At 73.0% G+C, this 25,938-nt stretch carries 21 protein-coding genes; 12 read left to right on the top strand and 9 right to left on the bottom strand.

From position 1 onward, the window contains the following. The first annotated feature begins 26 nt into the window (after positions 1 to 26). Complete coding sequence (locus ACYVPE_RS24310; RefSeq protein ID WP_461035821.1) at positions 27 to 1,973, top strand: APC family permease; 1,947 nt, start codon at positions 27 to 29, stop codon at positions 1,971 to 1,973. A gap of 25 nt (positions 1,974 to 1,998) precedes the next feature. Here ACYVPE_RS24310 and ACYVPE_RS24305 read toward each other — a convergent pair whose 3' ends face one another. Then, positions 1,999 to 2,997: a chymotrypsin family serine protease gene (locus tag ACYVPE_RS24305; protein WP_461035819.1), complete on the bottom strand. Its 999-nt coding sequence runs from the start codon at positions 2,995 to 2,997 to the stop codon at positions 1,999 to 2,001. 231 nt (positions 2,998 to 3,228) lie between these two features. On the opposite strand from ACYVPE_RS24305, the gene ACYVPE_RS24300 reads away from it, so the two are divergent. From ACYVPE_RS24300 to ACYVPE_RS24280, 5 genes are all read left to right on the top strand, one after another. After that, positions 3,229 to 4,212, top strand: coding sequence for a LacI family DNA-binding transcriptional regulator (locus ACYVPE_RS24300; RefSeq protein WP_461035818.1), 984 nt, complete (start codon positions 3,229 to 3,231; stop codon positions 4,210 to 4,212). Positions 4,213 to 4,304: 92 nt separating this feature from the next. Beyond that, positions 4,305 to 5,519, top strand: a complete 1,215-nt coding sequence (locus ACYVPE_RS24295; protein ID WP_461035817.1) for a sugar ABC transporter substrate-binding protein — start codon at positions 4,305 to 4,307, stop codon at positions 5,517 to 5,519. A 200-nt stretch (positions 5,520 to 5,719) separates the two neighbouring features. Continuing rightward, the gene (locus ACYVPE_RS24290; RefSeq protein ID WP_461035816.1) at positions 5,720 to 6,568 is read left to right on the top strand and encodes a carbohydrate ABC transporter permease; all 849 of its coding nucleotides are present in this window, start codon (positions 5,720 to 5,722) and stop codon (positions 6,566 to 6,568) included. 8 nt (positions 6,569 to 6,576) lie between these two features. Further along, positions 6,577 to 7,413, top strand: coding sequence for a carbohydrate ABC transporter permease (locus ACYVPE_RS24285; RefSeq protein WP_461035815.1), 837 nt, complete (start codon positions 6,577 to 6,579; stop codon positions 7,411 to 7,413). Between the two features lie 84 nt (positions 7,414 to 7,497). Then, entirely contained in the window at positions 7,498 to 9,567 is a 2,070-nt protein-coding gene (locus ACYVPE_RS24280) for a glycoside hydrolase family 31 protein (RefSeq protein WP_461035814.1), read from the top strand. A 10-nt stretch (positions 9,568 to 9,577) separates the two neighbouring features. Here ACYVPE_RS24280 and ACYVPE_RS24275 read toward each other — a convergent pair whose 3' ends face one another. Beyond that, positions 9,578 to 10,576 carry an aldo/keto reductase gene (locus tag ACYVPE_RS24275; protein WP_461035813.1) on the bottom strand — a complete coding sequence of 333 codons (999 nt, stop codon included), beginning with the start codon at positions 10,574 to 10,576 and terminating at the stop codon, positions 9,578 to 9,580. A 91-nt stretch (positions 10,577 to 10,667) separates the two neighbouring features. Between ACYVPE_RS24275 and ACYVPE_RS24270 the strand changes: the two genes are divergently transcribed. The 3 genes from ACYVPE_RS24270 to ACYVPE_RS24260 all read left to right on the top strand — a co-directional run bounded on the left by ACYVPE_RS24270 (position 10,668) and on the right by ACYVPE_RS24260 (position 14,081). After that, positions 10,668 to 11,543, top strand: a complete 876-nt coding sequence (locus tag ACYVPE_RS24270; RefSeq protein WP_461035812.1) for an AraC family transcriptional regulator — start codon at positions 10,668 to 10,670, stop codon at positions 11,541 to 11,543. Between the two features lie 343 nt (positions 11,544 to 11,886). Beyond that, entirely contained in the window at positions 11,887 to 12,804 is a 918-nt protein-coding gene (locus tag ACYVPE_RS24265) for a LysR family transcriptional regulator (protein ID WP_461035811.1), read from the top strand. Positions 12,805 to 12,920: 116 nt separating this feature from the next. Beyond that, entirely contained in the window at positions 12,921 to 14,081 is a 1,161-nt protein-coding gene (locus ACYVPE_RS24260) for an NAD-dependent formate dehydrogenase (protein WP_461035810.1), read from the top strand. A gap of 25 nt (positions 14,082 to 14,106) precedes the next feature. Here the strand turns inward: ACYVPE_RS24260 and ACYVPE_RS24255 are convergent, their stop codons facing one another. After that, on the bottom strand, positions 14,107 to 14,577 hold the full coding sequence (locus ACYVPE_RS24255) for a YbaK/EbsC family protein (RefSeq protein ID WP_461035820.1): 471 nt from the start codon (positions 14,575 to 14,577) through the stop codon (positions 14,107 to 14,109). Between the two features lie 44 nt (positions 14,578 to 14,621). Here ACYVPE_RS24255 and ACYVPE_RS24250 point away from each other — a divergent pair, with 44 nt between their 5' ends. Both ACYVPE_RS24250 and ACYVPE_RS24245 read left to right on the top strand, forming a co-directional pair. Beyond that, positions 14,622 to 15,506 carry an AraC family transcriptional regulator gene (locus tag ACYVPE_RS24250; protein ID WP_461035809.1) on the top strand — a complete coding sequence of 295 codons (885 nt, stop codon included), beginning with the start codon at positions 14,622 to 14,624 and terminating at the stop codon, positions 15,504 to 15,506. Positions 15,507 to 15,565: 59 nt separating this feature from the next. Further along, on the top strand, positions 15,566 to 16,075 hold the full coding sequence (locus ACYVPE_RS24245) for a nuclear transport factor 2 family protein (protein ID WP_461035808.1): 510 nt from the start codon (positions 15,566 to 15,568) through the stop codon (positions 16,073 to 16,075). On the opposite strand, the gene ACYVPE_RS24240 is transcribed toward ACYVPE_RS24245, so the two are convergent. From ACYVPE_RS24240 to ACYVPE_RS24230, 3 genes are all read right to left on the bottom strand, one after another. Then, positions 16,050 to 17,306, bottom strand: a complete 1,257-nt coding sequence (locus ACYVPE_RS24240; protein ID WP_461035807.1) for a mannosyltransferase family protein — start codon at positions 17,304 to 17,306, stop codon at positions 16,050 to 16,052. The genes ACYVPE_RS24245 and ACYVPE_RS24240 overlap by 26 nt on opposite strands. A gap of 137 nt (positions 17,307 to 17,443) precedes the next feature. Next, the gene (locus tag ACYVPE_RS24235) at positions 17,444 to 17,812 is read right to left on the bottom strand and encodes a cellulase (RefSeq protein ID WP_461035806.1); all 369 of its coding nucleotides are present in this window, start codon (positions 17,810 to 17,812) and stop codon (positions 17,444 to 17,446) included. Positions 17,813 to 17,827: 15 nt separating this feature from the next. Beyond that, the gene (locus tag ACYVPE_RS24230; protein WP_461035805.1) at positions 17,828 to 18,334 is read right to left on the bottom strand and encodes a SigE family RNA polymerase sigma factor; all 507 of its coding nucleotides are present in this window, start codon (positions 18,332 to 18,334) and stop codon (positions 17,828 to 17,830) included. A gap of 248 nt (positions 18,335 to 18,582) precedes the next feature. Here ACYVPE_RS24230 and ACYVPE_RS24225 point away from each other — a divergent pair, with 248 nt between their 5' ends. After that, on the top strand, positions 18,583 to 19,167 hold the full coding sequence (locus ACYVPE_RS24225; RefSeq protein WP_461035804.1) for a TerD family protein: 585 nt from the start codon (positions 18,583 to 18,585) through the stop codon (positions 19,165 to 19,167). Positions 19,168 to 19,230: 63 nt separating this feature from the next. Here ACYVPE_RS24225 and ACYVPE_RS24220 read toward each other — a convergent pair whose 3' ends face one another. The 3 genes from ACYVPE_RS24220 to ACYVPE_RS24210 form a co-directional block, all read right to left on the bottom strand. Then, positions 19,231 to 20,118, bottom strand: a complete 888-nt coding sequence (locus ACYVPE_RS24220; protein ID WP_461035803.1) for a hypothetical protein — start codon at positions 20,116 to 20,118, stop codon at positions 19,231 to 19,233. 10 nt (positions 20,119 to 20,128) lie between these two features. Next, positions 20,129 to 21,754: an alkaline phosphatase D family protein gene (locus ACYVPE_RS24215; RefSeq protein WP_461035802.1), complete on the bottom strand. Its 1,626-nt coding sequence runs from the start codon at positions 21,752 to 21,754 to the stop codon at positions 20,129 to 20,131. 147 nt (positions 21,755 to 21,901) lie between these two features. Beyond that, positions 21,902 to 25,849, bottom strand: coding sequence for a glycoside hydrolase family 2 TIM barrel-domain containing protein (locus ACYVPE_RS24210; RefSeq protein ID WP_461035801.1), 3,948 nt, complete (start codon positions 25,847 to 25,849; stop codon positions 21,902 to 21,904). Positions 25,850 to 25,938: the final 89 nt, after the last annotated feature.

Here is a 25,938-nt window from a genome sequence, read left to right as displayed (position 1 = left end):
AGGCCCCGAAGCCGGCCGACGCCCGGCTGCGCCGCGGCCCCGGGCGGCTGCGGGCGTGGCTGCTCGACGGGCTCAGCGAGCGGGCCGCCCGCCATCCGGGGCCGCACGCCACCGTCCCGGCCGAGCACCGGGGCCAGCGCTGGTGGCGGGTGATGTGCCTGACCGGCGTCGACTACTTCTCCACCCTCGGCTACCAGCCGGGCATCGCCGCGCTCGCCGCCGGCCTGCTCTCGCCGCTCGCCACCGTGGTGCTGATCGGCCTGACGCTGCTCGGCGCGCTGCCCGTCTACCGCCGGGTGGCGCGCGAGAGCCCGCACGGCGAGGGCTCGATCGCCATGCTGGAGCGGCTGCTGCCCTGGTGGTCGGGCAAGGTGTTCGTGCTGGTGCTGCTGGGCTTCGCCGCCACCGACTTCATGATCACCATCACGCTCTCGGCGGCCGACGCCTCCGCCCACGTGGTCGAGAACCCCCTCGCCCCGTCCTTCGTGGACGACGGCAACGTGTGGATCACGCTGCTGCTGATCGCCGGTCTTGGCGCCGTGTTCCTCAAGGGCTTCCGGGAGGCGATCGGCGTCGCCGTCGTCCTGGTCGCGGTCTACCTGGCCCTGAACGTGATCGTGCTGGCGACCGCCGCCTGGCACGTGCTGACCGAGCCGGTGGTCGTCACCGACTGGTGGGACGCCGCCACCGCCGAGCACTCCTCGCCCTGGCTGATGGTCGGCGTGGCGCTGCTGGTCTTCCCGAGGCTGGCCCTCGGCATGTCGGGGTTCGAGACCGGCGTCGCCGTGATGCCACAGGTGCGCGGCGACGCGACCGACACCGAGGCCCACCCGGCCGGCCGGATCCGCGACACCAGGAAGCTGCTCACCACGGCCGCGCTCATCATGAGCGGCTTCCTGCTGGTCTCCAGCCTCGCCACCACGCTGCTGATCCCGGCCGCGGAGTTCGAGTCGGGCGGCGAGGCCAACGGGCGGGCGCTGGCCTTCCTGGCCCACGACTACCTGGGCGAGGCGTTCGGCACGCTCTACGACGTCTCCACCATCGCCATCCTGTGGTTCGCCGGCGCCTCGGCCCTGGCCGGGCTGCTCAACCTGGTGCCGCGCTACCTGCCCCGCTACGGCATGGCCCCCGAGTGGGCCCGCGCGGTGCGGCCGCTGGTGCTGCTGTTCACCGCCATCGCGTTCACCATCACCGTCCTCTTCCAGGCCGACGTCGACGCCCAGGGCGGCGCGTACGCGACCGGGGTGCTGGTGCTGATGGTCTCGGCCTCGATCGCCGCCACCATCTCGGCGCGGCGCCGGGGCAACCGCCGCTCCTCCCTCGGCTTCGGCGTGATCACCGCCGTCTTCGGCTACACGCTGGTGATCAACGTCATCGAGCGCCCGGACGGCATCCGGATCGCGTCGCTGTTCATCCTCGGCATCCTGCTCACCTCGTTCGTCTCCCGGATCCACCGCGCGTTCGAGCTGCGCACCCGGCAGATCACCCTGGACGACGACGCCGCCAGGATGATCGACGACGCGGCCGCCCGCGGCCCGCTGCGGATCATCGCCAACGAGCCGAACGAGCGGTACTACCGGAGCGCGGCGGAGTACCGCGAGAAGGAGTACAGCCAGCGCGAGGAGACCCACATCCCGGACGGCGGCCCGGTGTTGTTCCTCGAGGTCACGGTGCCCGACTCCTCCGACTTCACCGCCGACGTCACGGTCCGCGGCGAGCGGCGGTACGGCTGCCACGTGCTGCGCGTCGAGGGCCCGGTGGTGCCGAACACCATCGCGGCCGTGCTGCTGCACCTGCGCGACCGCACCGGCGCGGTGCCGCACGCCTACTTCAACTGGACCGAGGGGCACCCCCTCGGCCACCTGCTGCGCTTCCTGGTCTTCGGCGACGGCGAGGTCGCCCCGGTGACCCGCGAGGTGCTGCGCCGCGCCGAGCCGGAACCGCCCTGCCGGCCCCGCGTACACGTCGGCTGAGCCATGTGCCCTGGCGGGCGGGCGGTCAGATCGGGTTGGTCAGGCTGATCCGCAGGTCCTGCTCCACGACGCCGATCGGGGTGGCGACGCCGACGGGCGACGGATCGCCCGGGGTGACGTAGCCGTGCCCGTGCAGCAGCCCGACGATGCGGCTCTGGGTGTCCACCACCACCGCGCCCGAGTCGCCGTGGTCGCTGAAGAAGGGCGACAGGACGAAGTCGGCCCTGATCAGGAACTGGTCCACCAGCCTGCGTCTGGTCGTCTGCTGGCCGGTGTTCGGGTCGTTCACGGCGGGGAAGCGCGGACAGTCCACGATGAACCCGCCGGTCTGCCCCTCCGTCGTCACGATCCCGAACGTGAGGCCGGTGGTCCGGCCGCGCTTGCGCACCTGCATGCCCAGGCTGTCCGTGCCGGTGCCGGCGGTGGGGCCGATGTCGGCGATGTTCGCCTGCGGCGGCGTCGGCTGGAGGGTGCAGATGGCGGCGTCCGTGGTGCCCTCGAAGAGCAGCTCGGGGTAGGCCCAGCTGATCAGCTCGCCGACCCGGTCGCCTGGCGCCACGCCGGCCGGACCCGGCTCGGGCTGCATGACGGCGTCGCCGAACTGCCGTGCGCTGTCCACCGCGAGCACATGGTGGTTGGAGAGGCCGACGAGCAGCGGCGGGTCGGTCTCGGTGGTGCGGGCCAGCGCCCCGAGGGTCCCGGCCACGCCGTTGGCGAGCCCACGGTCCGAGACCACCGACACGCCACCCTCCAGTGGCCGGTGCCGCGAGGTGTCGGGCAACGTGCCGAGCGACTCGAAGGTGCGCTGGACGATCACCAGCGGCACCGGGAACTGCCCCAGGACCACGTCGAGCGCCGGCGGCACGGCGTCCGCGTCGCGGACGAAGATCCGGATCGCCAGGTCCTCGGGGTCGGCGGCCTCCTCGTCCCGGTACCCGATGTCGATGCCGGTCACCTCGTCGAACGAGAAGATCTGAGCCTCCAGGGCCTGTTTGACGGCGAGCAGTTCCGGCGATGCGGGCATGACCAACCTCCGGTGCCTCCGGTGCCTCCGGGTGTGAGAGCTGGCGAGTAACCGCCCTCGACGGCCGGAAACCCGCCCCGCGTCGAAATCCGTCGAAACCGGCCCGAAGCTATGGACAGCCCATCCAACCGGCCCTAATGTCGCCGACGCCGCGCGTGGAGCACGGCAGAGGGCACGACTTCCGTCGAAGGATTTCGACGGTCGCCGCGCGCGCCCACGAGGAGGTAGGGCATGGTCAGCATCACCGAGGTCGCACGGCACGCCGGCGTCGCGGTCAGCACCGTCTCCTACGTCCTCAGCGGCAAGCGTCCGATCTCGCCGCCCACCAGGCAGCGGGTGCTGGACAGCGTCGTCAGCCTCGGCTACCGGCCGTCGAGCGGCAGCAGGAGCGGGATCATCGGCCTCGCGCTGCGCGTCGACGACGGCACCCACCGGCCGCTGCTCGCCGAGTTCATGCTCTCGGCGAGCGTCGCCGCCCGGCGCCACGGCCGCAACGTGCTGCTGCTCACCGAGGAGGCCGAACACGGCCTGCTGGACGCGGCGCTGCTCGACGGCCTGATCCTGATGGACATCGAGGTCATGGACCCGCGTCTCGACACCGTGCGCCGGCTGCCGGTGCCCACCGTGCTGCTCGGCCTGCCCCGCGACCCGGCGGGGCTGGCCTGCGTCGACCTCGACTTCCGGGCCGCCGGCCGGCTGTGCGTCGACCACCTCGCCGACCTCGGGCACCGCGAGGTCGTCATGCTGGGCGCGCCGCCCGCCGTCTACCGGCGGCGGTACGGATTCGCCGAGCGCACCGTGGCCGGCGCGCTCGAGCGGGCCGCCGCCCGGGGCGTCCGGCTCACCCACCGCCCCACCGAGGGCGACTGGGACTCGACGGCCGGCACCCTGACCCGGGTGCTCCAGGAACGGCCGGGCGCCACCGCGCTCATCGTCCAGAACGAGGCCGCCACCCCGCACCTGGCCCCGCTGCTGCGCGGCTACGGGCGCGCCATCCCCGAGGACCTGTCCGTCGTCGTGCTCGGTTCTGACGCCGTCGCGACCGCGGGCACCCCGCCGCTCACCTCCGTCGCGGTGCCGGCCGCCGACATGACGGCGACCGCGATCGACCTGCTGATGGCGGACCGGGGCCCGGGCGCCGCGCCGGTGCTGCTCACCCCCCGGCTGACCGCCAGGGGCAGCACCGCGCCGCCCGCGCCCGGCAGCACCGACTGACTCCCCTTCCGCAGCCCCTTCCCCGGCAGCCCCCTGCCCCAACACCCCTTCCCCAGACCACCGTTCGGAGAGCCGACACCCATGGACGCGCCATGCCCGCCCACCGACGACGCATAGCCATCGCCGCCGCCAGCACCGTCCTCGTCACGGTGCCAGGCTGCGGGCTGATCACCGCGGAGACCGGGCCCAACACGCTGACGGTCGCGGACTACTACACCGCAGAACCCGGCAACACCGCGCTCACCGAGATCCTCCGCTCCTGCGGCGAGGAGACCGGCGTCACCGTGGTGCGCGAGGTGATGCCACGCTCCCAGCTGGTACCCAAGCTGCTGCGGGACGGCGCCGCCGACACCCTCCCCGACCTGGTGCTCAGCGACAACCCCGACCTCGCCAAGCTCGCCTCGACCGGCGCGCTGCTGCCGCTCGACGGCCGCGTCGACACCGAGGGCTTCTACGACAGCGTGCTGGCCGCCGGCAGCTACCAGGGCGAGCTCTACGGGGTGGCGCCCGGCGTCAACGGCCTCGCGCTCTTCTACGACCGGGGGGTGTTCGCCGAGGCCGGCCTCCAACCGCCCACCACCTGGGACGAGTTGCGGGAGACGGCCGCCGCGCTCACCGACGGCGACCGGTACGGGCTCGCGCTCTCCGCGATCGGCACCGAGGAGGGCACCTGGCAGTTCGAGCCGTTCCTCTGGGGCGCCGGCGCCGAACTCACCGACCTCGACTCGCCGGAGGCCGAGACCGCCCTCACCTTCTGGGCCTCGCTCTTCGCCGACGGCTCCGTCTCCTCCTCGGCCCTCAACTGGCAACAGTCCGACGTCGCCGAGCAGTTCGTCGGCGGCCACGCCGCCATGATGATCAACGGCTCCTGGCAGCTGGCCTCGCTCGACGCCCAACAGGACGTCGACTGGGGCGTGGTGCCGCTGCCGGTGCCCGAGGCCGGCGACCAGCCGGCCACCCCGCTGGGCGGCGAGGTCTGGGCCGTCCCCGAGGGCGAGCGGCAGGAGCGGGCCGTCGCGCTGCTCGACTGCGTGCTCGCCCCCGAGAACATGCTCCAGTGGGCGCGGCTGCGCGCCGACGTGCCGGCCCACCCGGACGTCGCGGCCCGGCTGGTCGAGGAACGGCCCGAGCTGGCGCCCTTCGTGGCCAGCGCGCCGAGCGCCGAGGCCCGCACCGCCGAGCTCGGCACCGACTACCCGGCCGTGTCGCAGGCGATATCCACCGCGCTGCAACGGGTCGCCACCGGGCAGGCGGACCCGGCGGAGGCCCTGGCCAGGGCCCAGCGAGAGGCGGCCGACGCATCATGACCATGACCCCACGCCGAGGGCCTGTCGTTTGGATCTTCGCGGGCTCGCGACGCCTGGCATCCCGCCTGGCCGCGTTGCCGAATCGCGCGAGTACGGCCAAGTACGAGCTGCGATCCGGCGCCTTGCCAGCCGGGCGCCATGCGCCGCTCGCTGATCCACGAACATCCAAACGACAGGCCCTGGCCAAGCTCAGCTTCTACGTGCCGGCCGTGCTCTACCTGGCGGTGTTCTTCGGCTACCCGCTCGCCGCCAACGTCGTGATGTCCTTCCAGGACTACACGGTGACCTCGTTCTACGACGGCGGCGCGCCCTTCAACGGCCTCGCCAACTACGCCGCGGTCCTCGGCGACGAGCTGTTCTCCACCACCCTGTGGAACACCGTGGTCTTCACCGTCGCCTCGCTGGCCTTCCAGTTCGCCATCGGCCTCGCCCTCGCGCTGTTCTTCCGCCGCCACTTCCCGCTCGCCGGCGTGCTGCGCGCCCTGCTCCTGCTGCCCTGGCTGCTGCCGCTGCTGGTCTCCGGCACCGTCTTCCGCTGGCTGCTCGACCAGGACTACGGCGTCGTCAACCACGTCCTGCTGAACCTCCACCTGATCGACGACCCGGTGCCCTGGCTGGTGAGCCCCGACCACGCGATGGCCGCCGTCGTCATCGCCAACGTGTGGATCGGCATCCCCTTCAACATGGTGATCCTCTACGGCGGCCTCACCTCCATCCCGCCGGGGATCTACGAGGCCGCCGCGCTGGACGGCGCCGGCCCCTGGCAGCGGTTCAGGCACCTCACCTGGCCGCTGCTGCGCCCGGTCACCTCCGTGGTGCTGATGCTCGGACTCATCTACACCATCAAGGCGTTCGACGTCGTCATGGTGCTCACCCAGGCCGGGCCGGCCGACGCCACCCAGCTGCTCTCCACCTGGTCCTACCAACTCTCCTTCACCCAACTGCACTTCGGCCAGGGAGCGGCCGTCGGCAACGTGCTGATCGTCATCGCCATGCTGTTCGCGCTCGTCTACCTGCGGGCCGTACGCCGCGAACAGGCCGGGAGGTAGCCACCACCATGTCCGCACCCAACTCCCGGGCCGGCGCGCGCAGGTGGGCCCTCACCTGCCTGGCGCTGCTGATCGTCGGCGTGCTGCTCTTCCCGCTGTACTGGATGTTCAACGCCTCACTCCAGCCCAGCCACGAGCTGCTGAGCATCCCGCCCCGCTGGTTCCCCACCGAGCCGACGCTCGACGGCTACCGCGCCGCCTTCGACTCCCAGGGCCGGCACCTGGTGATCAGCCTCTTCGTCGCCTGCGGCAACGTGGTGATCACGCTGGCCCTGGCGGCGCCGCTGGCCTGGGCGCTGGCCAGGTTCCGGCTGCGCTACGCGGCGCTGCTGCTCTTCGTGCTGCTGATCGTGCAGATGCTGCCCGGCATCGTGAAGGCCAACTCGCTCTTCCAGCTCTACAGCGAGATCGGGCTGCTCAACAACACGATCGGCCTGATGCTGGCCCAGTCCACGCTGTCCGTGCCGTTCGCCGCGGTCCTGCTGCGCGCCCAACTCCGGGAGATCCCGGACGAGGTGGTGGAGGCGGCGGCGCTGGACGGCGCCGGCCCCTGGCGCACCTTCCTGCGGATCGTCGTGCCGATGAGCCGCAACAGCGTGATCACCGCCGGGCTGTTCGCGTTCCTGTTCTCCTGGGCCGACTTCCTCTTCGCCGTCACCCTCACCTCGCGGGACGCGATCACCCCGGTCACCGTCGGCATCTACCGCTTCGTCGGGGCCAACGCCACCGACTGGAACGCGCTGATGGCCTCCGCCGTCCTCGCGTCGGTGCCGGCCGCCGTCCTGCTGGTCGTCGCCCAGCGGTACATCTCGGTCGGCCTCACCGGCGGCTCGGTCAAGGACTGAGCCAGGACCAGCCAGGACCGAGCCAGGACCGAGCAGTTCACCCCGTCCACCCACCCACCCACCTCACCTGGAGAACACCGCACCATGCCGAGCACCGACCAGGCCACCGCCGCCCCGTTCCGGGAACACGCGGGCGGCCTCGAATGGACCGGCGAACACGAGACGCTGCGCGTGGAGCCCTGGGGCCGGGACGCCGTCCGGGTCAGGGCCACCCTGGGCCCGATCCGCGACGACGTCCCGGGCGCGCTGCTCGAGGACCCGGAACGCCCCCCTGGCCAGGCCCGGATCACCCTGCCCGACCTGACCGGGCTGACCGTGTTCGCCAACGGCCTCGGCTCCCCCACCGACCCGGTGGCGCCGGCCCGCCTCGTCAACGGCCGGATCACCGCCGAGCTCACCGTCGACGGCGAACTCCGCTTCGTCCGCACCGGCGAAGGCCGGGAGCTGCTGGCCGAGCGCCGCGCCCACTTCTGGTGGCCAGGCACCCGGACGCACACCCCCGTCGGCCACGGCTACCGGCGCCTCGAACAGCACTTCGCCGCCTACCGGGACGAGCGGCTCTACGGCCTCGGCCAGCACCAGCACGGCCGGCTCGACCGCCGGGGCACCGTCGTCGACCTGGTGCAGCGCAACACCGAGATCTCCATCCCTTTCCTGCTCTCCGACCGCGGCTACGGGCTGCTGTGGAACAGCCCGGCCGTCGGCCGGGTCGAGCTGGTCGACACCGGCACCCGGTGGGTCGCCGACGCGGCCCGCCAGATCGACTACTGGATCACCGCGGGCGACACCCCGGCGGACATCCTGCGGTCCTACGCGGACGCCACCGGGCACGCACCCGAGATGCCGGCCTGGGGCACCGGCTTCTGGCAGTGCAAGCTGCGCTACCGCAGCCAGGACGAACTCCTGGCCGTGGTCCGCGAACACAAGCGGCGCGGGCTGCCGATGTCCGTGATCGTCGCCGACTTCTTCCACTGGACCAGGCTCGGCGACTGGCGGTTCGACCCGGCCGAGTGGCCGGACCCGGCGGCCATGGTGCGCGAACTCGACGAGCTGGGCGTCAAGTTGATGGTCTCCATCTGGCCGTCCGTCAACCAGTCGAGCGAGAACTACCAGGAGCTGGCCCGCCGCGGCCTGTTCGCCGCCAACGAGTACGGCACGGCGGCCCACGCCACCTGGGTGGACAAGGGCGCCGACCACCGGATCACCGTCTCCTTCCTCGACCCCACCAACCCGGCCACCCGCGACTTCGTGTGGTCGAGGATTCAGGAGAACTACCAGGAGTTGGGCATCAACCTGTGGTGGCTCGACGCCTGCGAGCCCGAGATGAAGCCGGCTCACCCCGCCAACCTGCGCTACCACGCCGGGCAGGGCCAGGAGGTCGCCAACCTCTACCCCCGGGAGATCGCCCGCACCTTCCACGAGGGCATGGCCGCATCGGGGAACACCGACGGCATGTCGTTCAGCCGCTCGGCCTGGGCCGGCAGCCAGCGCTACGGCACCGCCGTCTGGTCGGGCGACATCGGCACCGACTTCGCGTCGCTCCGCGCCCAGATCACCGCCGGGCTCAGCATCGGGCTCTCCGGCATCCCCTGGTGGACCACCGACATCGGCGGCTTCCACGGCGGCGACCCGGACGACCCGGCCTACCGCGAGGTCCTGGTCCGCTGGTTCCAGTTCGGCGCCCTCTGCCCCATCTTCCGGCTGCACGGCTTCCGACTGCCCTGGCTGCCGCTGGGCGGCGAGATGACCGGCGGCCCCAACGAGGTCTGGTCCTACGGCGAGGAGGCCTACGCCGTCATGACGCGCTACCTCCGGCTGCGGGAACGCATCCGCCCCTACGTCGACGAACAGATGCGCACCGCGGCCCGCGAGGGCCTGCCGGTGATGCGGCCGCTGTTCCTGGAGTTCCCCGACGACGAGCCGTCCTGGACGGTCACCGACCAGTTCCTGCTCGGCCCCGACCTGCTGGTGGCCCCGGTGACGGAGGCCGGCGCCACCCACCGCGACGTCCACCTGCCGGCCGGCGCCCGCTGGACCTGCGCCTGGACCGGCGCCACCCACCCCGGCGGCGCCACCGTCCGCCTCGACGCGCCGCTCGACCGGATCCCGCTGCTGCTGCGGGACGACGCCCGGCTGCCGATCGCCGAGGAGTGACGCCCCGGCGTCACCAGGTCGGCATCATCGACTCCGGGTAGCGGGATCCGGCCGCGCCGTGCGGCAGGATCTCCAGGATCCGGTCCAGGTCCCCTGGGGTGAGGTCGACGCCCGCCGCCCCGACGTTCTCGGCGAGACGCTCGGGGCTGCGGGTGCCGGGGATCGGCACGATGTCGTCGCCCCGCGCCAGCAGCCAGGCCAGGGCCAGCTGGGTCACCCTGACGCCCTTCGCGTCGGCGAGCGCGGTGAGTTCGCGCACCGCGGCCAGGTTCTTCTCGTAGTTGCCCGGCTGCCAGCGCTCGTCCCAGCTGCGCATGTCGTCGGCCGGGTAGTCGGCGGCCGGCCGCACGGCGCTGGTGAGGAAGCCGCGGCCGAGCGGCGAGTACGGCACGAAGCCGATGCCGAGCTCCCGCACCACCGGCAGCACCTCGGCCTCCACGGCCCGCTCGAACACCGAGTACTCGGTCTGCAACACCGAGACCGGGTGGACGGCGTGCGCGCGCCTGATGACGTCGGGTCCCGCCTCGCTGAGCCCGAGGAACCGCACCTTGCCTTCTTCGATCAGTTCGCCCACCGTGCCCGCCACGTCCTCGACGGGTACGTTCGGGTCCACCCGGTGCTGGTAGAGCACGTCGATCCGGTCGGTGCCGAGGTAGCGGAGGCTGTTCTCGGTGACCTGCCTGATCCGCTCGGGACGGCTGTCGAGGCGGTCGAGCCGGCTGGGGTCGCTCAGGTCGAAGCCGAACTTGGTGGCGATCACCACCTCGTCGCGGAATCCGCGCACCGCCTCGCCGAGCAGCCGCTCGTTGCTTCCGGTGCCCATGCCGTAGAACTCGGCGGTGTCGAAGAACGTCACGCCGAGCTCGTGGGCGCGGCGGATGGTGGCGACCCCGCCGGCCTCGTCGGCCGCGCCGTAGGCCATCGTCATGCCCATCGTGCCGAGGCCGATCGCCCCGACCTCCAGGCCCTGACCGCCGAGCCGCCTGGTGGGAAGGTTCGTCTCTGTCATGCCGTCAACGCTAGGAAGCCGCGGCCACCCCGTCATGGGCCGCTGATCGCATAGACTTGCCCGATCCTCTCACTGTCGGATGGATCGGAGGGTGCCCGTGCTCGACCGACTCGCAGAGACGATCGACCGCCACCGGGGCGGCGACTGGCGCCGGACCCCGGTTCCCCGCCTCGGCCTGGTCGCGGTCGACGCGTCCCCCGAACCCACCGACATGCGCTACGAGCCGATGGTCTGCTTCGTCGCCGACGGCGCGAAGCGGGTCACCTCCGGCGAGCGGCAGTGGCTGACGGAGCGCGGCGAGATGATGCTGACGGCGTACGACCTGCCGATTCGCGCCGAGTTCGAGAAGGTCCCCTACCGCTCGGCCGTCATGATGATCGACGGCGCCGCCCTGGCCGACGTGCTGCTCGACCTCGACGGCGACCCCGCCGAGGAAACCGTCCCCAGCGGCCCGGCGACCGCGCCGATGTCGCCGGAACTCGTCGACGCCGTCACCCGGTGGGTCGCGCTCCTCGACGCCCCCGAGGACATCCGCCCGCTGGCCGCCGGCATCGAGGGCGAGATCCTCTACCGACTGCTGCGCGGCCCGCTCGGCCCCACGCTGCGGCAGTGGTCGATCGCCGACTCCGCCATCTCCCGGGTGCGCGCCGCGACCCACTGGATCCTCGCGCACTACACGGAACCGCTCACCGTCGCCGCCATCGCCGAGGTGGCCCACATGAGCCCCGCCACCCTGCACCGCCACTTCAAGGCCGCCACCGGCATGAGCCCACTCCGCTTCCAGAAGCACCTGCGCCTCCAGGACGCCCGCCACCGCCTGCTCGCCGGCGACACCACGGCCGCCGAGGTCGCCCGCCAGGTCGGCTACGTCAGCCCCACCCAGTTCAACCGCGAATACCGCCGCGTCTACGGCCTACCCCCCGCCCAGGACGCGACCCGCCTACGCGGCGGCCCACCCCCACCCTGACCCACGCGCGGCGCGGACAGCCCTCGACACGGGCCCGCCGGACGCAGTCCGGCGCAGCCACCACCGCGCGAGCGCGAACCCCGCGCCGCTGGCGCGCCTGCCGCGCGAAGCGCGCGGGGGGTCTCGGCCCCGGCCGAAGGCCGGAAGAGGGCTTGTGGGGGCACCTCCCTGGGGGCACCTCCCAGCCTCCCCCAGACTCCGTCCGGGGGGACCCCCATGGCTGGGGGCCGTTAGCTGGGGGAGGGGTGGGGCAGATCCGCGCGTCCGCGTCGCCGGCGGCTACCTCACCGGCAACCGCAGTTGAACGCTGGACGGTCGGCGTCGCGCCGACCATCGTGGGGACATGTTGCTGCGCCAGCTGGAGTATCTGGTGGCCCTCGCCAGGGAGCGCCACTTCGCCCGCGCCGCGGCCGCGTGCTACGTCTCGCAGCCCTCGCTCTCGGCCGCCATCCGCAAGCTGGAGCGCGAGCTGGACGTGCCGATCGTGCGGCGTGGCCGCCGCTTCGAGGGGCTGACCCCCGAGGGCGAGCGGGTGTTGGCCTGGGCGCACCGGATCCTCGCCGAACGGGACGCGCTGCGGCAGGAGTTGTCGCTGCTGCGCGGCGGCCTGACCGGCACCCTGCGGGTCGGCGTCATCCCGACCGCGCTGACCGCCGCCTCGCTGCTCACCACGCCGTTCTGCGAGCGGCACCCCGGCGTCCGGGTCGGCCTCGAGTCGCTGTCCTCGGCCGACATCACGCGCCGGCTGGCCGCGTTCGAGCTCGACGTGGCGATGACGTACCTGGACGACGCCACGCTGCGCCACGTGCGCCGGATCCCGCTCTACGAGGAGCGGTACATGCTGCTGACCCGTGAGGCGACGGCGGCGACGGTGAGTTGGGCCGGGGCGGCCGCGCTGCCGCTCTGCCTGCTCTCGCCGCGGATGCGCAACCGCCGCATCATCGACGGGTACTTCGCCGCCGAGGGGGCGACGGCCACGCCGGCGGTGGAGTCGGACACGGTGGCCGGCCTCTACGCCCTGCTGTCGGCGGGGCGCTGGTCGAGCGTGATCTCGCACGCCTGGCTGCACATGTTCGGCGTGCCGCCCGGCATGCGCGTCGTCCCGCTGGAGGGGCCCGCGCACGGGCCGCGGGTCGGCCTGGTCGTCGCGGACCACGAGCCGCGCTCGGTGCTGGCCGGGGCGCTGCTCGACGTCGCCAGGGAGGCGCGGGTGCGGGAGTCCCTCGACGAGTTGTTGGAGTCGCATCTCACCCCCCGCTGACCGCGTCCCGATAGGAGCCGGCTATCCCGCGATAGCGACTTTCGCTTTGACCCGCGCCCCCACCCGCGAGGACCGTGAAAGGGCCGATTCCGCGCCCGAGTTGAGGAGCCGCTCCGATGGCCAAGGTGCTCTGCGTCCTGTACGACGACCCCGCCGACGGATACCCGACCTCGTACGCCCGCGACGACCTTCCCGTGATCGACCACTACCCGGGCGGCCAGACCACGCCCACGCCGAGCGCCGTCGACTTCACGCCCGGGCAGCTGCTCGGCAGCGTCTCAGGCGAGCTCGGGCTCCGCCGCTTCCTGGAGGAGGCCGGGCACACCCTGGTCGTCACCTCCGACAAGGACGGCGCAGGATCGGTCTTCGACCGCGAGCTGCCGGACGCCGACATCGTCATCTCGCAGCCGTTCTGGCCGGCCTACCTGACCCCGGAGCGGATCGCCGCCGCCCGGAACCTGAAGCTGGCGATCACCGCCGGCATCGGCTCCGACCACGTCGACATCGACGCCGCGATCGCGCACGGCGTGACGGTCGCCGAGGTGACGTACTCCAACAGCGTCAGCGTCGCCGAACACGTGGTGATGATGACGCTGTCGCTGGTCCGCAACTACCTGCCGTCCCACCGGGTCGTGCTGGACGGCGGCTGGAACGTCGCGGACTGCGTGGCCCGCTCGTACGACCTGGAGGGCATGCACGTCGGCACGGTGGCCGCCGGCCGGATCGGCCTCGCGGTGCTGCGCCGACTGGCGCCGTTCGACGTGAAGCTGCACTACACGGACCGGCACCGGCTGCCGCGGGAGGTCGAGGACGAACTCGGCCTGACCTTCCACGAGAGCACCGAGGCGATGGTGCCGCACTGCGACGTGGTCACCGTCAACGCGCCGCTGCACCCGGAGACCGAGGGCCTGTTCGGCGACAAGCTGCTGGCCACCATGAAGCGCGGCGCCTACCTGATCAACACCGCGCGGGCCAGGATCGTCGACCGCGACGCCGTCGACCGGGCGCTGCGCGAGGGGCAGTTGGCGGGGTACGCGGGCGACGTCTGGTTCCCGCAGCCGGCGCCGGCCGACCACCCGTGGCGGACCATGCCACACCACGGGATGACGCCGCACATCTCCGGCTCCTCGCTCTCCGCGCAGGCCCGCTACGCGGCCGGCACCCGGGAGATCCTGGAGAGCTGGTTCGCGGGCCGGCCGATCCGCGACGAGTACCTGATCGTGCAGGGCGGCGCGTTGGCCGGCACCGGCGCCCACTCGTACTCGGCCAACGCCTGACGCCTGACGCCTGACGCCTGACGCCTCAACCGTCGACGCCGACGGCCAGCGGCTCGCCGCCGGTCATGGCGACCAGCTCCGCGAAGCTGGTGCGGAACATGGCGTGCGAGACCCCGGCCCCTGCCCACACCTCGGAGTGGTCGGCCAGCGCCGTGTCCACCAGGGTGCGCAGCGGGGCGGGGTGGCCGACCGGGGCCACCCCGCCGACCAGCTGGCCGGTGGCCGCCAGCACGAACTCCGGGCTGGCGCGCCGCACCTTGCGCACCCCGAGGTGGCGGGCGGCCTTCCGTACGTCCACCCGGTGGCCGCCGCTGGCGACGACGAGCAGCGCGGCGCCGTCGGCCTCGAAGACCAGGCTGTTGGCGATCGCGCCGACCTGGCAGCCCAACTGCTCGGCGGCGGCGGCCGCCGTCGGCACCTCGGTGGACAACTCGACGATGCCGTCGTCGCGGCCGTGCCGCGCCAGGGCCACCCGGACCTGCTCCAGTGCTGTCATCACGATGCGGCAGCGTAGCGAGCGGTCCGGCTATCGTGAAGCGCGTGGACGCCTTCGACGAGTTGCTGCGCGGGATCCGGGCGAACGGGGTCGGCCTCGGTCGCCGGGTGCTGTCGCCGCCGTGGGTCCTGCGGCCGGTGGAGGGCGCGTCCCTGACGCTGTACACGCCGGTGCGCGGCGCCAGTTGGCTCACGGTCGCCGACGGCGAGCCGCGGCGGGTGGCGGCCGGCGACACCGTGGTCGTCCGTGGCCCTGGTCCTTTCGTCCTCGCCGACCGGCCGCCGTCCGCCGGGCCGGCCGCCGAGGACACCGTGCTGCTGGTCGGCAGCTACCGGCTGCGGAGCGGGGTGGCCGGGCGGCTGCTCGGCGTGCTGCCGCCGGTGCTCGTCGTGCCGGGCGGCGACGAGTGTGCCCCGGTCCTCGACCTCCTCGACGCGCAGGCCGCCGGCTGCGCTCCCGGGCAGCAGGTGGTGCTCGACCGGCTCTTCGACTGGGTGCTGGTGTGCGCGCTGCGCGAGTGGTTCGACGGCCAGGAGGCCGGGGGCGACGGCTGGTTCGGCGCCCTGGGCGACGGGACGGTCGGCCCGGCGCTGCGCGCCATGCACGCCGCGCCCGACCGGCCGTGGACCCTCGCCGCGCTGGCCCGCGAGGCGGGGGTGTCGCGCACCACGCTGGCCGGCCGGTTCACCAGGCTGGTGGGCGCGCCGCCGCTGGCGTACCTGACCGACTGGCGGATGACGCTGGCCGCCGACCTGCTGACCGAGTCCCCCGACACGACGGTCGCCGAGGTGGCCCGCCGGGTCGGCTACGCGGACGCGTTCGGCTTCAGCGCGGCGTTCAAACGGTTCCACGGGCGCAGCCCGACCGCGTACCGCGCGTCCTGCCGCCCCGAGGCCGACTGCGTCGGCGCGGAGTGCGCGCCGGCGTAGCCGCCGGGGACAGGGAAAAACACCGCGCGCACCGCGAAGTCGGCTGGTACCACTGGGACATGGACCAGGAAGCCCACGCCACCCTCAGCCCGATCGACCGGCTGCTCGCCGAACGCGCCTGCGAGCGGCTGATCCTGGAGCTCGTCCACCGGCTGGATCTCGGCGAACCGGGCAGCGTCGCCGAGCTGTTCGCCCCGGACGGCGTCTGGGAGTGGCCGGCGGACGGCCGCCGCTTCGCGGGCCGGGACGCCCTGCGCGACTACTTCGCCGGCCGCCCGGCCGACCGGCTCTCCCGCCGGATGAGCACCAATCTGCTGGTCACCGTCGACTCCCCGACCACGGCACGGGCGACCTCCTACTTCGCCACCTACCGCGTCGACGGCTACCACGGCGGCCTGCTGCCGCCCCGGGCCCCGACCAATATGGGCCACTACACGGACACGTTCCGCCGGCTCGACGGCGAGTGGCTGCTCGCGCACCGCACCCTGACGCTGACCTTCGGCGGCCCCACGGAACGCCTCGCGCCGCCCGTCGGCCCGCCCGTCAGCCCGTCCAGCGGCCCGAGGTGAACATCACGGCGAGGACGACCATCAGCGGGGCCACGACGAGGAGATACGCCTCCCGCACCCAGGGGCGGCGCAGGCTCAGGTGGGCCAGGCCGATCCACAGCGGCCACCAGAGCAGCGTGGCGCGCGGCACGGAGAAGAACCAGTAGGACGTGGTGAGCGCCCAGAGCGTGAGGCCGACGTAGACGGCCTCCGCCCAGCGGCGGCGGAGCAGCAGCGCGGCGAGCAGCAGGATCCCGACCGTCACGGCGAGCAGCTCCAGTTGGAAGCCGAGCGCGAACCCAGCGGTCTGGAGGTTGTCGAAGGCGGCCCGCCAGGTGTTCTGGAAGGCCTCGTGCGGCCAGTGGAACTCCCGGTGCCAGCCGCGTTCCTGGGCGTGCTTCCAGGCCATCGGGTCGCCGGTCCTGGCCCACAGGTAGCCGAAGTAGCCGGCGACCGGCAGCGCGGGAAGCAGGCACCAGGGCGCGGAGCGCGGCGCCCTGGCCCAGCGTCCGCGGTGCGCGAGCAGGAACTCGACGACGAGGGCGGCGGCCAGGAACACGCCGCTGATCCGCACGGTGGTGGCGCAGGCGGTGAGCAGGCCGGCGAGCGCCCAGTGGTGGCGGCGGGCGGCGAGCCAGGCGGGGAGCGCGAACGCGAGGAAGAGGGATTCGGTGTAGCCGGCGGCGAGGAAGATCGCGGCGGGCGAGAGCAGCAGGAAGGCGACGGCCCGCCGGCCGGCCAGGGGGCCTTCCTGGCGGCCGAGTCCGGCGAGCCGGCCGAGCGCGACCACGGCGACCGCGCCGCTCACCAGGGATATCAGCAGGCCGGCGACGGTCCAGTGCCCGACGACGGCGTGCACGGCGCGCAGCGCCAGCGGGAATCCGGGGAAGAACGCGACCCGGTCGACCAGGGCGGGGTCGACCCCGGGGGTCGACCCGAAGTAGCCGTGCTCGGCTATCGCCTGGTAGTGCCCCCAGTCCCAACGCTCCCACACGGAGAGCCAGTTGGCCGGGGTCCTGGGGTCGGGCCCGGGGACCAGCCAGGTGACGACGTAGGAGACGGCGACGAGACCGAGCCTGGTGAGCAGGTAGATCCACAGCACCTGGCGGTCGGCCGGGGTCAGCAGGCCGCGCAGCCGCCGTCCCACGTCGCGGCGGCCCAGGACCGCCCGGGCGCCCGTGGGCGTCTCGCCGATCGGCCGGCGCGCCGGCGCGGCGGCCGGCGCCGGGTCGATGGACGTGGTGGTGCTCATGGGGCGTCCGCTCCTTCGGGACGGTGGTGCGAGGCGCTGCGCTGGCGGTTCGGCGGACGACCACGAGCCGGCTGTGTCCCGTCTCGTCCACGTGGCGGATCCGCCCGGGGCGCCACGTCGGGCTTCAACGGGACTGCTCAGTCGGTCGTTTCGATGGCTTCGGTGGCTTCGGTCGCCTCCGACGTGGTCGTCGGCGGCGGGTGAGTGACGCCGGGGGCCGGGTCCTGGAGTTCGGGGGCGCTGGTCTCGCCGGGCGACGGGCGTGACGCGGGTGGCTCGGGGCGCGGCTCGGCGGGCGCGGGCGCGAACGGCGCGCCGGGCAGCAGGAACGCGCCGACGGCGATCGCGGTGACCGCGAGCACCGAGCCGACGGCCCGCCGGGCCGCCCGGGCCCGGCGGCGGGCCCTGACCCCGGCCCGCAGGCGTTCCCGGTGCCGCGCCTCGAAGGGGGCGGGCTCCTGGCCGCCGCGCATCAGCCGCGTCAGCCGCTGTTCGAACTCGTCCATCGCTTCGCCTCTCCCTCAGCCCACCGGCTCGACGGCGTCGGACAGCAGGTGCCGCAGCCGGGCGACGCCGCGCGAGACGTGCGAGCGCGCGGTGCCCACGGGGCAGCCGAGCGCGGCCGCCACCTGGCCCTCAGGCAGGTCCTGGTAGTAGCGCAGCACCACCGCGGCCCGCTGCTTGGCCGGCAACCGGCCGAGGGCCGCCTCGAGTCGGGACCGCTCGGCGACGGTCGTGGACACGTCGCCGGGCACCGGCGTCTCGGGCAGCCGCTCGGTGGGCCGCTCGCCCCACCAGCGCCGGCGGGCCGAGCGGGCCGCCGCCCGCACCATCACCTTCCGCACGTACGCCTCGGGAGCGCCCTCGGCGACCTTCGGCCAGACGAACCAGAGCTTGACCAGGGACTCCTGCACCAGGTCCTCGGCGCGGTGCCGGTCGCCGCCGGTGAGCAGCCGGGCGAGGTGGAGCAGCGCCGGCCAGCGGGCCGCCACGAACTCGTCGAACTCACCCGCCCACGCCCGGTCCATCCGTGCCGCCCCGCCCTCACCGCTCGCCTCCGGCGCCTCTTCCGACGCCTCCGTCCTGGGAGAGACACTGGCATCCACCGCACTATGCACACGCAACCTGTGACCCTGATCACGCGTCCCCCTCTCGGGGGAGGTCGTTCCGACACGCGGCGTCTCAGGGCGAAACGGAAACGTTGTGTGGAACTTCGCCGACTATCGGCACACTTGTGCGCATAGCTGTCTCGCTTTGATCAGAAGGATGACCACGCATGATCACGCTCACGAAGGAAGACGGCCCGGCGGACCTCGACGGGGTGACGCACATGTCCATCGGGGTGTCCTGGGACCCGACCGCCGGCACCAGCGGCGGCATGATGGGGATGCTCCGCCGCGGCAAGGGCACCGACCTCGACCTGATCGCCATCGCCCTACAGGGCGGGGACCCGGTGCGGCTCGCCGGCCTCGACTCGCTCGACCCGATGGGCAACGGATCCCTGGTGCACAGCGGTGACAACCAGACCGGCCGCGGGGAGGGCGACGACGAGACGGTGACGGTCGAGTTCGCCCGGATACCGGGGAACATCACGTCGATCGTGTTCGTCGCCGCCGCCTTCAAGAAGGGCAGTTCCTTCCAGAAGGCCCGCAACATCAGCTTCAAGGTGTACGACGCGACCGGCGGCACCCCGCAGCAGGTCGCCGACATCTGGCCGAGCCTGCTCGGCCAGGACAACGGCTGCGCGGTGGCCAAGGCCATCCGGGTCGCGGGGAGTTGGAAGCTCGAGGTGATCAACGAGACGGGCAAGATCAAGCAGGGTGACGAGCACGCCCTGATGCGCTTCGCCACCAGCAAGTAGCCCCCGGGGGCCCGCCCCGCTGCCCGGGCGCCCGCGAGGTGCCCGGGAGCGGGAGACGGCGGCTCACCGCGGCGCGAACGCCTCCAGTTCCAGGATGCGCGAGTAGTCGCCGCTGTTCGACGCGTGGACGACGACTCTGATCGCGTCCGTGGTGACCGGATCGAACGTGGTCACGATCCGGTCGAGCGTGTTGCCGCGGTAGGAGCCGACGGTCAGCCACTCGTCGCCCGACCGCACCTGGACGTCGAAGTCCTTGACGCCCTGGAGCGCCGCAGGACGCGTCGGAGTGCCGTACGTGACGGTCTCGATCCGCCCGAGTTCCACCGGCTCGGGCCAGGCGACCGCCAGCCAGTCGGGGAACGTCCCCCTGGTCGCGTCGTTCCACCCGGTCCTGGTCGACCAGTTGCGGTAGTCGCTGTCGCCGTCCACGGCGCCGCAGACCCGGAAGTTGCCGTGGGTGGAGGAGGCGGTCGCCTGCTGGCCGTAGGCCAGGTTGGTCCCGGGCCCCGGCTCGGGAACGGCCTCGACCGTGAGGGGCACGACGACCCGCTGCCGCCCGCTGGCCAGCGTGATGTCGTACGTTCCTGGCGCCGTGCCCCGGGGCACCCGGACGCCCACGTCGCGGGAGACCGGCTGGTCCGGGTCGGTGGCCGGGAGGTAGGTCGAGAACACGGTGTCCGTGAGCACGATCGGGTCCTCGGCGGCCATCGTCGCGTCGGCGAAGACGGGCTCCGCGCCGGTGTTGGTCATGCTGACGGCGAGCGTGGTGGGCAGGCAGGGGAGTTCGTTGGCGACCAGGCTCGTGGGTGACGCCGAGAGCACGACGCCCGGGCGAGCGGGGCCGCCCCGCGGTTGGCCGCCGGCGGCACGCGCCTCGTCCGACGGGCCGCCGGCGGCGATGGCGGTGGCGAGCATGGCCACGGCCACGGTGGAGATGAGGGTCTTCTTCATGTGGTGCTCCTCAGGCCTGTTGGACGGCGGCGACGCCGTTCTCGACGGCGAGGACGGTACGGGTGCTCACCGTGCCGTCCGGGACGGTGACCCGGTCGCACACCCGGAACTCGGACCGCCACAGATCCGGGGTGATCTCGCAACTGACGTAGCCGCGCTGGAAGTTGCCGAACCTCATGTGGGGGTTCTCGTCGAGGAGCACCTGTCCACCGGCGTCGAGGTCCTGCCCGTCCTCCCCGGACGAGATCGACGTGCCGACGAACTCGGTGGCCACGACACGGGAGTCCGGGTCGTGGAAGTCGAGTGCGAGGTCGCTGACGACGCTGCGGTGCAGGTCGCCGGCGAGGCTGACGACGTTCTGGATCCCCCGGTCGGCGATGCCGCCGAGCAGCCGGTCGCGCGAGGCGCTGTACCCGTCCCAGGTGTCCATCGGGACGGCCACGTTCGGCCCGGCCACCGTGTCGAGCAGGGTGATGGCGGTCTGGTGGCCGAGGACGTTCCAGCTGGCCGGCGACTCGGCGAGTCCGTCGAGCAGCCAGCGCTCCTGGGGGAAGCCCAGGATGGAGCGCGCCGGGTCGGCGGTCGCGTCGTTCGGCGGCTTGGTGCCGTCGCCGTTGGCCTGGTCGTCGCGGTACTGGCGGGTGTCGAGCATCGAGAACTCGGCGAGCCGCCCGTAACGCAGCCTGCGGTACAACTGCATGTCGGGGCCCTGCGGCAACTGGGGGGCGCGCAGCGGCATGTGCTCCCAGTACGCCCGGAAGGCGTTGGCCCGGCGCACCAGGAACTGGTCGGACGGGGTGTTCCCGGCGTTGAGGTCGGCCCAGTTGTCGACGACCTCGTGGTCGTCGAAGACGACGATCCACGGCGCTGACCGGTGGGCGGCCTGGAGGTCGGGGTCGAGCTTGTAGTAGGCGTAGCGCAGCCGGTAGTCGTCCAGGGTGACGGTCTGCCGGGCGTTGTGCTCGTCGGCGTCGCCGGGGCGGATGCCCTTGTTGTTGCCGAACTCGTAGATGTAGTCCCCGAGGAACAGCACGACGTCGTGGTGGCGGGCGGCCAGGTCCCGGTGGGCGGTGAACCAGCCGTCGAAGATCGCCTGGCACGACGCGAAGGCGAGCGACAGGCTCGGCACCTGCTGCTCGGGGGACGGCGCGGTCTTCGTCCGGCCCACCGGGCTGATGAAGCCGCCGCTGCGGAACCGGTAGAAGTACTCGCGCCACGGCTCCAGGCCGCGGACGTCGACGTGGGCGGTGTGGCTGAACTCGGGGGCGACCCGGGTGGTGCCGTGCCGCACGACCCGGCGGAACCGCTCGTCGGTGGCCACCTCCCACTGGACCGAGTAGGTGCGCTGGTCCATGCCGCCGAACGGGGCGAGCGGGTCGGGGGCGAGCCGGGTCCACAGGACGACGCCGTCGGGCAGTGGGTCACCGGAGGCGACGCCGAGGGTGAACGGATCGTCCGCGGGGCGGGCGGTGGTCGCGGCCGAGGCCGGACCGGTTCCGGGCAGGGCGCCGGAGAGGGCGAGCGCGGCGGCCGCGCCGGTGACGGTCAGGAACCGTCGGCGGGTGGCCGCGGTGAACGCGGCGGGCAGAGCAGGTCTGGAAATCACCCGGGCACGAAATCGGGACTCGATGAACATGGGGCATACCTCGGTCTTCCGAAGGCGGGCGGGCAGCCGACCACCAGGTTCGAGGCGGCTGGTGTCCCCCGGTCCGTGACGGCTGGACCCGACGTCCGCCGCGGCCCGGCGCGCGGGAGGCGCCGGGCCGCGGCGGTCGGTCGGTGGTTACTCGGTCCCCGTCGGGCGGCGGGCGGCCGCCGTCGCGTCGCGGACGTCGGCGAGCGGCCGCAGCCGGTAGGTGTAGGCGTACTCGCGGTCGGCGAACAGCTTGAACTCGTCGTGGGTGTGCGCGCCCCAGGTGTCGTCGCCGCCGACGCCCATCTGGCGGTGGCTGAGCCGGAGCACGACGTCCTCCCTGGGCTCCAGTTGGTAGTCGTGCCGGACGCCGACCGACAGGTCCTCGGGCGTGTGGTGGGAGGCGTTGAACTCCAGCAGCGGTTCGCCGGTGGCGAGCAGCCCGGCGCCGCGGCCGTCGGTCAGCGCGACCCACCGCGCGTCCGTCCGGTTGCCGTTCTCCTGCGGCCGGAGGTAGGGGGTCCAGAGGTCTGCGACGGTGGCGGAGTAACGGCCCACGTCCGTCCCGGTGTTGCGGTCCCAGTGGTTCTCGTGCGGCCCGCGCCCGTAGTAGTGCACGTGCGTGAGCCGGCCTGGCAGGAACAGCAGGGTGCCGACCTCCGGGAGGTAGGGGAGGCTGGCGGCGCCGGGGCGCAGGGTGTTGTCGACCCGGATCTCGGCGTTGCCGAACACCGTGTAGGTGGTGGTGTAGGCGGATTCCACGGTGGTGGGCAGGGTGCCGCTGACGGTGATCTCCACGGCCCGGTCGCGCAGCGCGCGGACCCGGACGTCCGTCACCGTCCGGTGGGTGCCGGCGTCGCGCCAGGTCTGGTTGCGGAGGTGCTGGCCGTTGCCGCGGTCGTTGTCCGTTGGCGCGCGCCAGAAGTTGGGGGCGGGGCCCGAGGTGATCAGCCGGGCGCCGCCGGCCTCGTAGGAGGTGATGACGCCGGTGTCCTTGTCGATGGTGACGGAGAAGTCCTCGCCGGTGACCGTCACCGCGTCGTCGCCGTCCTCGTGGGTCAGCGCGGGGACGGAGTCCAGGGGTCGCGGCGTCACGGCCGGGGCGCCCGCGTCGACGGGGAGTTGTGACGCGGCCACCTCGTGGCCGGCGTCCGCCCAGGCCGTGCGTTCCCTGGTGGTGAAGGACAACCGCAGGAGGTACTCCGTGCCCGGCGCCGGCTCAGCGGGCAGCCGGAGGGGCACCGTGATCTCCTTGCTGGACAGGGGTGGGACGTCGAGTTGGGAGCGGGAGAGCCGGCCGCGCCGGATCTCCTCGCCGTCCGCGACGAGGGCCCAACCGCCGGCGAACTCCTGGAGGTTGGTGAACAGGTACTCGTTGGTGACGGTGAGCCGCCCGGATGCCGCGTCGCCGTCTGCGGCCGCCACGTCGATGGCCTGGTAGACGCGTTTGACCTCGGCGGCCTTGCCGGTGAACCCGCGGTCGGCGGTGATGACGCCGTCGGCGATGAACGCGCCGTCGTTGGGGTTGTCGCCCCAGTCGCCGCCGTAGGCGTAGAACGTCGGCTCGGCGGGCCGCACCCGGTCGACCTCGACGGTGGCGGCGTCGAACCAGAACCGGACGCCGTCGTCGCCTGGGCCGCGGTCGGCGGAGCGGAGTTCGGCGGCGGTCAGGGCGCGGGCGTACACGGCGGCCCGCCGGACGGTGCCGCTCAACTCCCTGGTCTGGCTGTCGGCGTCGGTGGCGAGCGCGAGCGGCGCCGCGGTGACCGCGGGCCGCCGGGTGGTGGTCGTGGTGGCCCGGAGCTCGCCGTCGACGTGGAGGGTCAGGGTGCCGGCGGCCGCGTCGAAGACGCCGGCGACGTGGTGCTCGGCGCCGGTCCAGCCGGCCGGCAGCGGCCAGCCGGCGGTGACCCACTGGCCGTCGGCGTGGAGGAAGAACTCCAGCCTGGCGTTGGTCAGTTTGAGGGCGTACTGGGTGTCGCCCTTGGCGAGGATCGGCTGGTGGCCGCCGGTCACGTCCTGGGTGACCCACGCCTCCAGGGTGAGCGAGCCTGTGATGTCGAGGCCGGCGTCGCGGGCGAACAGGGTGCCGCCGCGCACGCCGCGCTCGCGGTCGAAGGAGCCGCTGGGGGCGAGGAGTTCGCCGCGCAGCCCGCCGGGCCCGGCCTCGGTGAGGAGGGTGCGCTCCGGGGTGGGCCAGCTGAGGGTGTGGTCCATGAAGTCCCAGATCCAGCCGCCCTGGAGCACGTCGTGGCGGCGGATGACGTCCCAGTACTTCCGGAAGTTGCCGCTGGAGTTGCCCATCGCGTGGGAGTACTCGATGAGGACGAAGGGCCGGCGGTCGGCGGTGTCGAGCGCGCGCTGCTCGACCTGGGCCGGCTTGGTGTACATCTCGGAGCGGATGTCGCTGATCTCGGGGCGGTCGTCGCCCTCGTACTGGATGACGCGGGTCGGGTCGTAGGAGCGGATCCAGTCACGCATGGCGACGAAGGTGGAGCCGCCGCCCGCCTCGTTGCCCAGCGACCAGATGACGGCCGAGGCGTGGTTCTTGTCGCGGTGCACCATGTTCCTGGCCCGGAACAGGCACGCCTCGGTCCAGTCGGCGTGGTTCCCCGGGAAGCGGTCGCGGATGGCGTGCGTCTCCAGGTTGGTCTCGTCCACCACGTACAGGCCGTAGGCGTCGGTGAGTTCGAGCCACCGCGGGTCGTTCGGGTAGTGCGAGGTGCGGACCGTGTTCATGTTCAGCCGCTTCAGGACCTCGACGTCCCTGACCAGGTCGGCGCGGGTCAGGGAGAGGCCGCGGTCCGGGTGGTTCTCGTGCCGGTTGGTGCCGCGGAACGAGATCGGCCGCCCGTTGATCCGCATCAGCCCGTCCCTGAGCGCGAACTCGCGGAGCCCCACCCGGTGCGACAGCGTCTCGATCACCCGGCCGCGCGGGTCGCGCAGCCGCAGCACCGCCGTGTACAGGTAGGGCTGTTCGGCGGACCAGAGCCGCGGTCGTGGCACGGCCCTGGCGGCCTGCACGGTGACGTCCTCGCCGGCCGGGGCCGAGCCGAGGTCCGCCTGCTGGCTCAGCGGCCGCGACCAGACGGGGCGCCCCTCGGCGTCGTAGAGCTGGGTCTCGACGGTGTAGCGGCCGGTGGCGGCGTCCTCGGCGTAGGCGCGGACGGCGGCGGTCACGGACAGCTCGGCGGCCGTGTAGTCGGCGCTCAGCGGGGTGTCGAGCTTGAAGTCCCGCAGGTGGACGACGGGCGTCGAGAACAGGTGGACCGAGCGGAAGATGCCGCTCAGCCGGATCATGTCCTGGTCCTCGAGCCAGTCGCCGTCGGAGAAGCGGTAGACCTCGACGGCGATCTGGTTGGCGCCCTCGGTGAGATACGGCGTGATGTCGTACTCGGCGGAGGTGTAGGAGTCCTCGCGGTAGCCCACCGGCTGCCCGTTGATCCACACGTAGTGGGCGGACTTGACGCCCTCGAAGTGCAGGAAGACCCGCCGGTCGGCCCAGTCGGCCGGCACGGTGAACGAACGGCGGTACTGGCCGACCGGGTTGTGGCGGGTCGGGGCGAACGGCGGCTGGGCCTCCTCGCCGAGCCCGTTCGGGCCCCACCAGGGGTAGGTGATGTTGACGTAGATCGGGCGGTCGTAGCCGTGCACCTGCCAGCAGGACGGCACCGGGAGGGTGTCCCAGGAGCTGTCGTCGAGGTCGGTGCGGTGGAACTCGGGGTCGCGGTCCTCCGGGCGGTCGGCGTGGGCGAACCGCCAGGTGCCGTCGAGGTCGAGCCGCCACGGCGACCGGGTGCGGTCGGCGGCCAGCGCCTGCTCGACGTCCGCGTAAGGCATCAGCGTGGTGTGCGGCGGCTCGGAACCGATGTCGTAGACGGCGATGTTGTTGTTCCACTCCGGATAGCCGTTGGCCGGCGGCTCCCAGCCGGCCGGCCCGGCCGGCCCGGCCGTCGCGGCCCGCGGAGTGGCGGCGCGGGCGGTGCCGGCGCCGACGAGGCCGCCGAGGGCGAGCGCGCCGAAGCCGGCGGCCCCCACCTCGAGGAGTCGGCGGCGGCTGAAGGTGGCCCGGTGGTCGTCGGAATGCGCGGGTGACATGAGAGTGAACCCCCTGATCGATCTTGGGCAGAAGCGAGCGGGGAACGCGTGAGGAATGGTATGTACATGTCGCATTCTGTTCAACGATG

Source organism: Streptomyces mayteni (assembly GCF_054783955.1).
Note: the sequence above shows the minus strand (reverse complement) of the source record. Positions and strands in the feature narration are given on the sequence as shown.